Genomic DNA, 12,739 nt, shown 5'->3' with positions numbered 1-12,739 from the left:
CTCACGCCTGCCGGAAACTGACTGCCGGCGGGCCAGTCGGGGACGGCGGACGTCCAGGTGCACAGGCCTGAGTCGACGATGTTCGGGGGGCCGCGAGGACGGGGAGCCGGGTGCGGGGCGGTGCGGCTGTCGGAACCATGGGCGCGGACCGTAGGCACGGCCGGGGCTGGCGTCGCGGGCCAATCAGCAGCCTGCGCCCCTATGCCCCGGCCGATCAGACGGCGGTCCTGGACCTGATCAACGCCGACCGCTGCCCGGCCAGCCCACCGCAACCCCCGCCAACCCAGATCATCGAGGCGAAGCGGGAGCAGAAGCCCCTGGCCGAGGCGCCGGAGCCCGAGCAGTCGGCCCAGGTGCTCGACCTCGTGGCCGCACTGCAGGAGTCCGTGTCGAAGGCCAAAGCCGCCCGCGGCGAGGACACCGGGCCGGGCGAGGTGCACGAACTGCCGAAGCCGAAGTAGAAACCAGCTGCGAAGAGGCAGCCCGCCAAGAAGGCCGCGGCGAAGAAGACGACCGCGAGGAAGGCGACGGGCCGTCCGCCGCGTAGCGCCTGAAGGCGTGTCCGGTCAATCGGTTCCTTGCCCACCGGACACGCCCCCGCACCGCGGAGCCGGACGGCGGCCCGGCTTGGCCGCCCGTGTGTCCGGCCTGTGTCCTGCATCATCCGGCGGGCGGCCCCAGCCACGCCGCGAGCGCCCGCCGCGAGGCCATTCCGGGCGGTTGCGCGTCAGTCGTTGACGCAGACGTTGCCGAACGTCGGGTTCAGCAGGCCGACGATGTCGATGCTGTTGCCGCATGCGTTGATCGGCACATGGACCGGCGCCTGGATCACATTGCCGGAAACGACGCCGGGCGAGCCCACCGCTGCGCCTTCGGCGCCGGAGTCGGCGAAGGCGGCACCGGAGCACCCGAGGATGGCTGCCGCAGCCAGGGTGCAGGCGGCGACGGTGGTACGGATACGCATGGTCCCTCCCATGGATAGTGGTCTCGAACCGGCGGTGCCAGTCGCCAGGACTGCCAAGAAGTGCCGGTCGCAGGGAAGAAGATCTCCGGCTCCGTCCCGGACAAACGATTCAGGCACCTGGTTCCATCGAACCGGTGATGACGTTGATTCATGCCCTACAAAGGCCAGTTGACTAGTCACCCCACCGGACACCCTCTAGTCGAGGACGCCCCACTCGGTGTCCGGCCGGCAGTGCGGGCAGGCCGCGACGCCCTCGCTCAGCGCCCTCAGTGAGTCAGTCGGGCGCGGGCGGCCGCGCCCGCTCACCGCGATGCTGTTCCGCCTGGCGCTGTTCAGCCGCCGCAATCTGCTGCCGGACCCGGTAGAGGGACAGCACCAGCCAGGTCTCTAAGGTGGGGAGACGTGGCAGGTCGGGCGGCAGATCGTTCACAAATTCGATTCTGAAGAATAGGCTGCCCACCTCTGGAAGGTAGGCTGCCCGCCAGCACTACACAGGGGGTTCCACCTCACGTCGACTTGAAGTCAAGCCTCCAGGTAGGTGTCGACCTCGCGGTGTACCACCGGGCAGTCCTCCGCCGGATGAGTACGCGGGCAGTCCAGGTAGTGCACGAGGCAGGCCCGGGCCCGCGCAAGGCGGTCGATCTGCTCGTCGATGGCCTCCAGACGCCCGTGCACCGTCTCTCGCCAGTGACCGGTCTCCGTGCGCCCGGCCAGCACGATCGTGATCTCGTCCAGGCTCAGCATGCCGCTCTCTTGTCAGATCCGGATCAACGCGATCCGGCGCACCTCCGTCACCCCGTAGAGCCGCCGCTCCGACTGCCGAGCCGCGAGTTTGCAAGAGCCCCTGTTCCTCCCAGTAGCGCAGCGTCGGCGCAGAGCTCCCCAGCCGGTCGGCGACCTAGCCGATCGTCTGATGGTTCTTCCCCTCATACATGGTCGACATCATGCGCCGGCATGACCGCCCTGTAGGCGCCAGTGCGATCCGCTGCATGGATCCCGAGCTTGGCTCTATCGATGAGTCCTGGGTGCCGGCACAGATCTTGGGGAGCTGTTACGTCGAGCGATGTGCCGTTCGATTCGGAGGAGTCGCAGAGCTGTCGGCCCCGGGAGCCAGCCCTGCGCGGGGGTGCACCGGTGCGGGTGTGTGATCGGCTCCGTGTTGCTGGAAGGTGGAGGACGACTTCCAGGACTCGAAGTCCACCGTCTCACACACAGGTTGTAGCCGCGTCCGGTTTGCCGGGTATTTGCTTGCCGCTCCGCCCAGTTGATATCACTGTGACAGGCGACACAGGGACGCACGCGGATTTCGGGGAGGGAGCCGATGCGGCAGTGGGACGACCTGGTCGGCAGAGCGGGCGCCGCACTGAGCGACACCTCAGTGGTCCGAATCCTGGACGCGTCCGGACGCCCGGCGGGCGCGGGCTTCCTGACCGGGGAGCAGGACGTCGTCACATGTGCGCACGTGGTGGCCTCGGTGTCGGGGCCGGGCGACCCGGTGGTCCCCGGCAGCGCGCCTGATGCGGAGGCGCACGGCGAGCGGGGCCGGCCGCCCGAAGGACGTGTGGTCCTGGACTTCCCGCTCACCGCTCCGGGGCACCTCGTGCAGGCGACCGTGGTGGCCTGGGTTCCCGTGCAGGCCGACGGGACGGGTGACATCGCGGTCCTGCGGCTCGTGGACCCCCCGCCGTCCGGCGCCGCCCAGGCCCGGCTGGTGGAGGACGGTGCGGAAGCCGGGTTACGGGTGCGCACCGTCGGATTCCCGGAGGACAACGACGCGGGCGCGCACAGCGCAGGCGTGCTGCGCGGGCTGCAGGCCACCGGCTGGTACCAGTACGACACCGACCCGGCAAGCCAGTTCGCGGTGCAGCGCGGGTTCTCCGGGGCACCGGTGTGGGACCGGGGCCTGGGCGGAGTGGTCGGTATGGTGGTCAGCACCGACACCGCCCCGGACCGGCGCACCGCCTATGTGATCCCCACCGCGGCTCTGTGCGCCGCCTGGCCACCGTTGCGCCAGGCCGCGAAGGCACGCAGCCCGTTCCGGGACCTACGCCCCTTCCAGGAGAGCGACGCCGCGGTCTTCCACGGCCGTGAGGACGCCGCCCGCCGGATCGCCGACCGGATGACGGTGGGTTCCGGCCTCACCCTGGTGGGGTCGTCCGGCAGCGGAAAGTCTTCCCTGGTCAACGCCGGTGTGCTTCCCCTGCTGCGGCAGCACGGCGACCTGGCCATCGGGACGCTGCGCCCTGGCCGCACCCCGCTGGAGGCTGTGTCGCTCACCCTCTTGCCGCTGCTCCGCCCCGATGCGACGCAGACCGAGTTACTGGCGGAGGAACCGCAGGTGAGCACGGTGCTGCGGGAGGGACGGATCGCCACGCTGGTGAACCAGGTGCTGGCCGCGCAGGGCAGGAGCAGGCTGCTGCTGGTGGTCGACCAGTTCGAGGAGGCGCTCGCTGGTTCTTCCGAGACCGAACTGCAACTCTTCGCCTCCGTGTTGGGTCACTGCACGCAGCCCGGCGCAAGGATGCAGGTCCTCATGGCCCTGCGCGCCGACTTCCTCGACGCCGCACTCGGCCACCCCGCGGTGGCGCCCCTGGTCGACGACAGCCGGCTGTTCCCGCTGATCCCGATGTCCGAGCGCGAGGTGCGGGCCGCGGTGGAGCGGCCGTTGAGCGGCCTCGGGGTGCGCTACGAACACGGTTTGGTCAACAGGCTGCTGGCCGACCTCGGTCCCGACCCCGCCCGGTTGCCGTTGCTCCAGTTCACCCTGACCCGGCTGTGGGACATGCAGGGCGTCAGGAACGGGGTGATCAGTCACGCCCACTACGACGCCCTCGGCGGGGTGAGCAGGACCCTCGCCAACCACGCCGACCTGGTCTGGAAGGCACTGCCGAGCGAGGACCATGAGCACGCGCGGCGTCTGCTGTTGCAACTGGTCCACCCCGGCGGCCCCCACACCTCGCCGACCCGGCGTACCGTCGCCCGTACGGACCTGCCGAACGAGCAGTGGCGGGTCGCCGAGCGGCTGATGACCACCCGGCTGCTGATGCCGACCGAGGAGTACCGTCCCGGCGGGAGACCGGTGGAAGGCGTCGAGCTGGCCCACGAGACCTTGCTGACGCAGTGGCACCTGCTGCGCGAACTCGTCGCCGCTAACCAGGGGTTCCGCTCCTGGCAGGAGGGCCTGCGGCAGCGCATCGCCCATTGGGAGGCGGAAGGACGCTCTGCCGGACGTCGGCTGGCCGGCTCCGAACTGCGCGAAGCCTGGGGCTGGCAGAAGGAGCGCCCTGACGAACTCACGGACGTGGAGAGGCAGTTCATCGCGTTCAGCAGGTCACGGACGCACCGCAGACGGCTGCTCCTGGCCGCCGTTTCCGCGGCGATGGCCCTGCTCGCTGCTACCGTCACCTTTGTGTGGCGGCACGGAGCGGAGTCCGAGAAGGAGGACAGTGCACGGGCCACCGCGGCCGCCGTCCTGGCACAGCAGTCCCGCGACGCGGCCGACGGCACCACTCAGGGCGACCCCTACAACGCGCTGCTCCTGGCCATGCGCGCGTACCGCACCCGGGACACCACCACGACGCGCCGGCTCCTTGCCGAGAACTACGGGCGTTACGGGTTCGCCGACCTGATCGTACCGTCCTACGCCTCCCCGACATCCGCCTCCCTGACCGGCGGCAACGACCCGTCGATCAGTGCCGACGGGCGAACCGTGGTCTCCAGGTCCGTCACCGGCGAGGAGTTGGTCTGGCGCCTCGGCGGCGGCCCGGAGCCCCGGCGTACCGGACGGCGGGAGGATCTCAAGGCCGTCTCCCCGAACGGCTCACTGATCGTCATGGCCATGTCCCAGCAGCTCTCTTCGGCACAGTCACGTCCCGTCGGCGGACCACCGGTCGTCCTCTACGACGTGCGGTCCGGCAGGGTCGTACGGCAGCTTCAGGCGCCCGCCGAAGGCGACCGGCCACCGAAGCTGTCCGAGCCGTTCTCGGGCTTGCCGTCGTTGGGTGGGCTCCCGAGCGGCATGATGGTGCCCACGGAGTATGCGGCGCTCGCCTACGATCCCACCGGCCGGCGTATCGCCGCGATCACCGGCGTCGGCGGCATGAGCGGGCGGATCATCGTCTGGGATGCCGCGACAGGGCGGATCGAACGGACGCTGAAGGGCCCCGACGAGATGCTGTCCTGGTTCTCGTTCACGGCGGGCGGACAAGGCCTGGTCGCCGCCGGCCAGGACATCGGCGGCGCGACGAGCGGCTCCCTGACCACCTTGGTGAGGACCTGGGACCTGGCCCCGGGCGAGTCCGCCGAGGGCAGGAAGCTGCTCACCCTGCCCTGGAAGGACGATGGGCGGCTCGGGAACCAGCTCGTGGACGTCAGCCCCGACGGCGGCGTGCTGGCGGTGGGCACCGTCAGGACGTCGGGACTGTCCGTGGACGCCGACGTCGTCCTTCACCGACTGCCCGACGGCCGCACCATCGGGTCCACCCGCCGCCTGCCGCACAATGCGGCCGTCACCGGCATCACCGTCACGGCCGGCGGCGGCCGGGTGATCGCCTACGACACCGCCACGGGTCTTCCCGGCGTCCAGATGAAGCCCGTTCCGGGTGTGCAGCCGGTGTTCGGCCCGTGGCAGGTGGTGGACACCTACGGCATCGTCGACGGCACCACCGCCGCGCTGACCGGGCGGGGACTCAACGCCCTGGTTCGGGCTGAGGGCCACGGTGATCCGATGCGTCGCCTCCCTGCCGCCGCCGCGGCGGCATCGTCGCCCCCGGGCGGTCTGCCGCAGCAGTGGTTCCAATCCCTGTGCCGAAAGCTCGGTGACACCGCGCTGCCCGACGCGGTGGAACAGAAGATGCCGCCGGGCGCGTACCGAGGACCGCTGTGCCCGTGAGCGGAGCCGGATCGCCCGCCGCACGGGCCCGCCGTGGGATCGACCGAGCCGAACGCACCGCGCCGGCCGGACATGCCGGAACCGGTAGAACGAGCCCGGACATACCGCAGAGAGGGAACAACAACATGCCGAATCCGCAACTGCTTCGGGTCCCGCTGAGTGACGCGGCGGATGACGCCGAACCGGCCTCCGTGCTGGTCGAGGTGGAGACGGCGACCTCCGGGATCGTGCGCGCGGCCCGGCCCGGTGAGGTCGCGGCCACCGCCGTCCGTTCCTTGAGCGAGACGTTCGACCAGGTCCGCGCCGCGGCGGAAGCGGCGCTCGGCCGGGTCACCGCGCTCACCACCCGGCCGAAGAAAGTCGAGCTGGAGCTCGGGGTCAAGTTCAGCGCCGAGGCCGGCGCGGTCATCGCCAGGACAGCCGCCGAGGGGAACGTCGTGCTGCGGCTCGTCTGGGAAAACCCCGGCACCGAGCCGGGCCGGCCCGCGCCGGAAGCGTCCGCCGATGCGGGCGCGGCGCCGCCGGACGCGGGATGACACGCCACCAGGTGGCCGGGCTGGCTTGCGGGACAGGAGACGGACGTCCACGGCGACGCGGGTGCGGGTGAGCGCATCGGCGAGCTGGGCGACCACGTCAGGCGCGTCGAGAAATGCGCTGCACGTAGCGTGGTGCCGTCCTCAGTCCCGCCAGAGTGCGGACCCGATCCAGGCGTGTACGGGGTAGCGGCGTGGCGCGCTCGGCGGTCGGCTCAGCGGGCGAAGTCGCTATCGGAGCCCGGCGGCGGATGGAGGAAAGTCGGTGTCGTGGGTGCCGCGGCGGAACCGCGCCCGGCCCGCATCTTGCGATACGCCGGCATCGTTGGCGGCTCGTCATCGCTGATCAGATCGTTGTACATCAGCATGACTGAGTTCCCCTCAGGTCGTTCGATAGCCCTGTCGCCTACGCGTTGATGCGTTGGCCCGGCCAAGACGGGTGACTACCACCCGCTGCCAGGACTCGGAGGTCTCTCCCTCGTAGCTGCCCGCTAGCTTTCCCACGAGCGACACCATGTCGCCGAGTTCGCCCTCCAAAGCCGCGCCGTGCCTTGGACGTTCTGCGTCGTGTGATCGACAGGGGCGGCCTGGGCCGGGGCGGAGAGGGCGAGGCTCGTGAGAGCGAGTGCCGTTGTAGTGATGATCTTCTTCATGTCGTGCCGAACGACAAGCGCCACCTTCAGGACACGCATCGCCAGCGAGGTCCCCCACGGGTGGGGCCCTGCGGTCCGCGCAGTCGCAGCGCTGACTAGTGCTGCTCCGCGGAAGTTCGTGGAGGGGTGTCGGAAGGCAGGTCTGGACACGTCGGTTGTGTCAGGCGAAGGAGAAGTGCGCGGCAGCCTCGGCGGGCGTGGTCGCTTGGCGACGTCCGGGGACATCGTGGACGGCGGTTGCGCCCTCGGAGCGAAGCTGGTCGGCACCGGCCTCCCGGGCCATGATGGCGGCGTACGCACGGACGTCCGCGGTGGTGAGGTCCCTGCGGCCTCGCTCGGTGTACTGCTGAAGGAGGTCGGTGACGTCCGGGTTGAATCGCAGCAGGGTCACTGGGGCGTTGAAGCGCCTGGCGATGGCGATGAGTCGTGCGCGTGCCTGCGGCGTGACGTTCGTTGACTCGGCGATTGCACTGTGTCCGGCGGCGAGCCTGGCGACGATCCTGCGGTCACGTTCCTCGAAGATCCGTGCGTCCGCCGCGTCGGATTCCGCTTGTGCGGGTGAGGTGCCGAAAAGCTCCGCGCGGATCTCGTCGCTGGACACCACGGCTTCCGCGTCGATCTGCCCGCGTGCGATCAGTGCCCGAACGAAGCTGGTCTTGCCCGAGGCTGGTGGGCCGACGAGGACGACGAGTCCTGTCGGCACCCGGATGGCCGACGCGAGAGCGTTGAGGTAGAGGGCGCCTGCGCAGTCGAGGGCTTCCTCCGGGGAGCCGGCCGGCAGTCCGCTGGGCAGGAGGTTGTCCCGGTAGCTGTCGTTGCTGGCCAGATAGAGGGCGAAGCCCCAGGTGTGCAGTACGCCGGTGAAACGCAGTCGGCACAGCGGCAGGCTCATTTTGCCGGGCAACTCGGCTGCTACGTAGGCGAATCCGGTGCGGAAGCGGACCGTGATGGCGTCCACGTGGGGCCAGCGTGCACGGGCGTGGCGGTTCAGGCGCTGGCGCAGGTGGTGTTGCATCGATTCCGGGGGGTTCTTCGGCACGGGCCCATCCTGCCGGGTGACTCGGCAATGGCGCGATCGCCAGAGAGCTTGGGCGGTTCGCCGCACTGGGCCCGGACGGCTTGCGGGACGCCGAACGGTCGGGGCGGCCGAAGATCTACGGGCCCGAGGTCCGCATGGTGATCGTGGCCACAGCAACCAGATCCCGCCGTATAGATCCGGAGGCGACCTGGTCACACCGTGCCTCGCTCAGCACGTGGCCGGCGCCTGCTTCGTGTCGGTCTCCGCGTCCCAGGTCGGCCGGATCCTGGCCGGTCTGGACCTGAAGCCGCACAAGGTCCGTGGCTGGCTCACCCGCCGGGACACCCTCGACTTCTGGCAGCGAGCCTCCGCGGTGTGCGCCCTCTACCTTGATCCGCCGGGGGAGCGGTGGTGCTCTCCATCGACGAGAAGACCGCGATCGCCGCCCGTTCACGCCGCCATCCCGGTCGTCCCGCACGCCCCGGTGAACCCGCCCGGCAGGAGTTCGAGTACCGGCGTCACGGCACCGCCTCCCTCGTCGCCGCTCTCGACGTGCGCACCGGTGAGGTCCTCACAGAGGTGATCGCCCGCAACAACGCGGCGATCTTCACCGCCTTCCTGGGCCAGCTCGACCAGGCGATCGCTCCGGGCAAGGCGATCCAACCCACGTCGTGCTCGACAACGGCTCCTCCCACATTGCCGAGCACACCAAGGCCTGGCTGGTCGCGCACCCGCGCTGGCACGTCCGCTGGACCCCGCCGCACGCCTCCTGGCTCAACCAGATCGAACTGTTCTTCTCCGCCCTGACCCGCCGGGTCGTGCGGCACGGCGACTTCACTAGCCGCCACGACCTGATCGAGAAGCTGGAGGCATACGTCATCGGGCACAACGAGACCGCCAAGCCCTACCGATGGACTTACGAAGGCACCCCGCTCAAGGCTGCCTGATCAACGCCCCTCCACGCACTTCTGCGGAGCAGCACCAGGGTGCCCGGACAACGCTCAACTCGCGGCACTCACCGACCGCGGTGTACCGACTGGCGTCCGGATCCCCTTGGAACAGGTATCCGTCCGAGCAAAAATCAGGATGCTCAGCCATTGCCTGAGAAGCAGCGCCGGAGTTCTCGGCCGTCCGCCATGTGGGAGTGCCGGCCGTTAGCCCTGCGGTGACCGCAGCGCTCACCATGGAGATCGCAAGGGCTCGACGCACCCCCTTACGGCGCGTATCGAGGATCGGCAACCAGCGCAGCAGGGCCGCCACGCTGTCGCCAGAGCGGGTGGAGCAGCTCTCCGCGATCGGCATGCGCTGGGCGTTAGTCCCGCCGCGCCCATCGCAACCGCCACAGGGTCGTCGGTGAACCTCTGGTTCAAGGGGACAGATGGAAGGGCCCGGAGACTGTTCCGTACCGAAGCATTGCCGCGCCGTGTGCACGCTCTGCGTGCCGCGCCTGGTCAGCAGGTCTGCCGGTAGGAAAGGTCCGGAATGAATGTCTTCCAGGCGGCGGGGCCCAGGGCGGATCCCGCGCGGGCGCATACGGATGCAGCGACCAGCTCGGGTGATATCGGGTAGGCGCGTGGCGGTGTATGGGCGCCGTGAACGATGAGGGTTGTCCCGGCATGGTTGAAGGCCAAGGAGATCACGTCGTCCCCGGCTGCGAGCAGACTGGTTCCCAGTGCACGGGAGGTCGCGGCGTCCCACAGCCGGACGCTGCTGCCACCGGCGACAGCCAGGATGCGGCCGTCCGGTGAGTAGGCGAGAGCGGAGATCGCGTGGGGTTTGCCGTCCTCCGCGTCTGCGGGCACGGCGTCGAACAAGCCGAACCGGTGCTTGAGTGCCCGGTCCCACAGGGTCACCCACCCCGCGCCGTCGCCGGTCGCCACCCGGCCGCCGTCACCTGGGGCCGCGTCCATAGCCGTGATCTGGCGCTCCGTCGGATCGTCAGGATCAGTGGCCGGCGGCGGCTTCTGGACTCCCTCGGTCGTCCACGCAGGGTCCAGGGCGTCCCCGACGTAGAGGGATCGGATGACGGGAGCGGCGGTCCAGGCGGTCTCTTCGATGTACCGGATCAGCTTTCGGCTCGGGTCGAGGCTCACTGCGCCAACCGGGCGGCCCTGTAGGGGATACCTGAAGACGGGCCCGGCGGGGCTGTCAATCCGCCACAGTGTGAGGACCCTGGTGTCTGCAACAGCAAGAAACCGGCCGTTGGGGGTCATGGCCACGCCGGTCGGAGCCGAGGCGGGGATGAAGCGGCCTTCCCTTCCCGTACGCAGGCTGCAGATGTGTATCCCGTTGTCGGCAACGATGAGCAGGTGGTCCTCGTCCAAGCGCAGCGGGTACGGCCTGACCGTGTTGCCGTGCGGGCCGCAGGCCAGTTGCACGGCGGAGGCCAGTGTCCCGCTGCCTCCCAGTCGACGTTCGCTGCTGCCGTCCCACACCAGCAGGTCACCGGTCCGGGTGCACTCCGTGTCTCCCTGCCGCTTCGCGCGCTCGGGAACGACCGGAACCCGGTGGTGACCCGGCAGATGCCACAGCTTGGCGAAGTGGCCGTCTTCATCGGAGACAAGAAACGTGTCTTGGGTCGGGCCGAAGGACACTATTCCGGCGGAAGGGAGCGGTAACGGGGTTGGCGCGCCGGAGGCGGCGTCGCGCACCTCCCACCTGTCCGAGGCACGGAACAGCAGCCGCCGCGCGTCGGGGGACGCCTCCATCAAGCGGTCGTCCTTGCTGACGGGCACTGCACGCAGGAGGCGGTGGGTGGTCAGGTCCCATAGCTGTGCGTATCCCGTGCCACCGGTCACCAGCGTGCTGCCGTCGGCGGTCAGGAAGACAGGGTGATAGCCGTCTTTGCCAGACGTGCCTGGTGCGGTGAAGGCATCTTGCTCGGGCTGGGTGGAAGCGCCCCAGAGTGCAGCCCTGGCTTCCAGTGTGGGGCTGATGCGCCATGCGGCCACGCTGAGGCGTAGAGCGGTGAGCGGGTCGGCGTACCGCATGCTTTCCGCGAGCGCTGCGACTCGCCGGGATGCCGCGTCAGCCAGACGCTGGTGCCCCATCTGGTCCCGCTGCCACGCCACCAGACCGGCCATCATCGCCAAGACCGCGACTACGGAGACGGCCACGCGCAGACGCCAGAGCCGTCGGGCCGTCCGCCACGCCACGCGCTGCTCCTGCTCGCGTGCGGCGATGCTGGCGTCGAGGAAAGCACACTCGACCGGAATCAGATCCGCGCGACGCCCGGCGAAGCACTTCTCGGCCGCGGCCAGTCGTGAGCCGCGATACAAGGCCCCCGGGTCGCGATCGAGATCGTTCCAGGCTCGGGCGGCTTCGGTGAGCTGACGGTGAAAGGGCAGCCGCTCGCGGGCATCGTCGATCCACTGCCGCAGCCGCGGCCAGGCGGTGATCAGCGCTTCGTGGGCGAGATCGACGGTGTCGTGGTCGAGCGTGATCAGGCGGGCGCTGGCGAGACGGTCGAGGACGACGACCGTGTCGGTGGAGTTGCTGAAGTCGAGCTCCGTGCGAGGAGCAGGCCGCCGGGTGTCGGGGGTTCCTTCGCCAGGGGTGATCAGGCGCAGCAGGATACGGCGCGTGAGGTCGGCCTGGGCGGGGGTGAGGCGGGCATAGGCGTGCTCTGCGGTGCGGGCGATCGCTCCGTGCAGGCCGCCCGCCGCCTCGTAGGCCTCGAGCGTCAGGGCGCGGCCCTTGCGGCGCCGCCACGTCTCCAGCAAAGCGTGCGACATCAACGGCAACGCGCCAGGCTGGTCCTCTACCTCATCGAGGATGAGGGAGGTCAGGGAGCGCTCGACGATCAGCCCGCGGGCCTGAGCGGGTTTGATGATGGCATCGCGCAGTTCCTTCCGGCTCATCGGGCCGGCCAGCACCGTCGCGTCCTGCAACGCGGCGGTCAGCCGGGAATGTGCGGCGCAGCGACCGAGGAAGTCGGCGCGTACCGCGATCACAACACGCAGCCGGTTCTCGGGGTCGGTCGCGGCCAGCAGGTGGTCGAGGAAGCGGTCCCGTTCACCGGAGTCCGTGCACAGGGTGTACAGCTCTTCGAACTGGTCCACGATCAGCCACGTGTCGCCCTCTCCCTCGGCGGGCACCAAGCGCTGCACGTGGGTGCGCAGCGGGTGCCCGCCAGGGGTGAGGACACGAAGGGCGGCTGGTCTGAACTCCGTCGTATCAGGGTTGCGCAAGCGGGGGATGAGGCCGGCCCGCAACAGGGACGACTTGCCGCTGCCCGACGGGCCGAACACCGCGGCAAAGCGGGACAAGCAGGCCTGACGGAACAGACGCTCGATGAGTTCGTCGCGGCCGAAGAACAGATGTGCGTCGGCGGGTTCGAAACGGGCCAGGCCCCGGTAGGGCGGCTCAGCGTCCTGGTCATCAGCCTGCGGTTCAGCCGCTGCCTCGGCAGCCGTCTGATGCCACCGCTCCTCCCACTCCTGCGGGTCTCCACCGCAAGCGCGGACGTAGGCCAGAACTACCGGCAGGGTCGGCAGCCGCTCGCCCCCAGCCGCCTGCGACAGCGTGCTCGCCCCCTGCCCCGCGCGCAGCGCCATCACCCGATACGTCGGGCTCCCCGCCTCTGCACGGAGTTTGCGTAACTCGCACGCGAACCGCGCAACCGGCCCCGCGCTCGGATCCAGCGGGCTTTCCGGACGCCCCGCCATCAACAGCTCCCCC

Annotated in this window: 10 protein-coding genes and 1 pseudogene; 4 read left to right on the top strand and 7 right to left on the bottom strand. The window is 69.9% G+C overall.

Annotation, left to right across the window (positions count from 1 at the left end):
• Positions 1-137 precede the first annotated feature (137 nt).
• Positions 138-461: a hypothetical protein gene (locus ABT171_RS39420; protein WP_351251450.1), complete on the top strand. Its 324-nt coding sequence runs from the start codon at positions 138-140 to the stop codon at positions 459-461.
• 266 nt (positions 462-727) lie between these two features.
• Here ABT171_RS39420 and ABT171_RS39415 read toward each other — a convergent pair whose 3' ends face one another.
• From ABT171_RS39415 to ABT171_RS39400, 4 genes are all read right to left on the bottom strand, one after another.
• Positions 728-964, bottom strand: a complete 237-nt coding sequence (locus tag ABT171_RS39415; protein ID WP_351251448.1) for a chaplin — start codon at positions 962-964, stop codon at positions 728-730.
• Between the two features lie 195 nt (positions 965-1,159).
• Positions 1,160-1,270 carry a DUF6233 domain-containing protein gene (locus ABT171_RS39410; RefSeq protein WP_351251446.1) on the bottom strand — a complete coding sequence of 37 codons (111 nt, stop codon included), beginning with the start codon at positions 1,268-1,270 and terminating at the stop codon, positions 1,160-1,162.
• Entirely contained in the window at positions 1,239-1,424 is a 186-nt protein-coding gene (locus ABT171_RS39405; RefSeq protein WP_351251506.1) for a hypothetical protein, read from the bottom strand. The genes ABT171_RS39410 and ABT171_RS39405 overlap by 32 nt, the downstream gene beginning before the upstream one ends.
• A gap of 62 nt (positions 1,425-1,486) precedes the next feature.
• Positions 1,487-1,708, bottom strand: a complete 222-nt coding sequence (locus tag ABT171_RS39400) for a hypothetical protein (protein WP_351251444.1) — start codon at positions 1,706-1,708, stop codon at positions 1,487-1,489.
• A gap of 577 nt (positions 1,709-2,285) precedes the next feature.
• On the opposite strand from ABT171_RS39400, the gene ABT171_RS39395 reads away from it, so the two are divergent.
• Entirely contained in the window at positions 2,286-5,855 is a 3,570-nt protein-coding gene (locus ABT171_RS39395; RefSeq protein ID WP_351251442.1) for an nSTAND1 domain-containing NTPase, read from the top strand.
• A gap of 125 nt (positions 5,856-5,980) precedes the next feature.
• Positions 5,981-6,391, top strand: a complete 411-nt coding sequence (locus tag ABT171_RS39390; RefSeq protein ID WP_351251441.1) for a CU044_2847 family protein — start codon at positions 5,981-5,983, stop codon at positions 6,389-6,391.
• A gap of 212 nt (positions 6,392-6,603) precedes the next feature.
• Here the strand turns inward: ABT171_RS39390 and ABT171_RS39385 are convergent, their stop codons facing one another.
• Positions 6,604-6,756 (bottom strand): hypothetical protein, encoded by a 153-nt coding sequence (locus ABT171_RS39385; protein ID WP_351251439.1) that lies wholly within the window; start codon positions 6,754-6,756, stop codon positions 6,604-6,606.
• Positions 6,757-7,201: 445 nt separating this feature from the next.
• Complete coding sequence (locus tag ABT171_RS39380; RefSeq protein WP_351251437.1) at positions 7,202-7,999, bottom strand: AAA family ATPase; 798 nt, start codon at positions 7,997-7,999, stop codon at positions 7,202-7,204.
• 728 nt (positions 8,000-8,727) lie between these two features.
• On the opposite strand from ABT171_RS39380, the pseudogene ABT171_RS39375 reads away from it, so the two are divergent.
• Positions 8,728-9,006: pseudogene (locus ABT171_RS39375) on the top strand (transposase); the annotation flags it as partial.
• Positions 9,007-9,510: 504 nt separating this feature from the next.
• Here ABT171_RS39375 and ABT171_RS39370 read toward each other — a convergent pair.
• Positions 9,511-12,726 (bottom strand): nSTAND1 domain-containing NTPase, encoded by a 3,216-nt coding sequence (locus ABT171_RS39370; protein WP_351251435.1) that lies wholly within the window; start codon positions 12,724-12,726, stop codon positions 9,511-9,513.
• Between the last annotated feature and the right edge of the window lie 13 nt (positions 12,727-12,739).

The organism is Streptomyces sp. NPDC001851, from assembly GCF_040297165.1.
Classification (GTDB): Bacteria; Actinomycetota; Actinomycetes; order Streptomycetales; family Streptomycetaceae; genus Streptomyces.
Note: the sequence above shows the minus strand (reverse complement) of the source record. Positions and strands in the feature narration are given on the sequence as shown.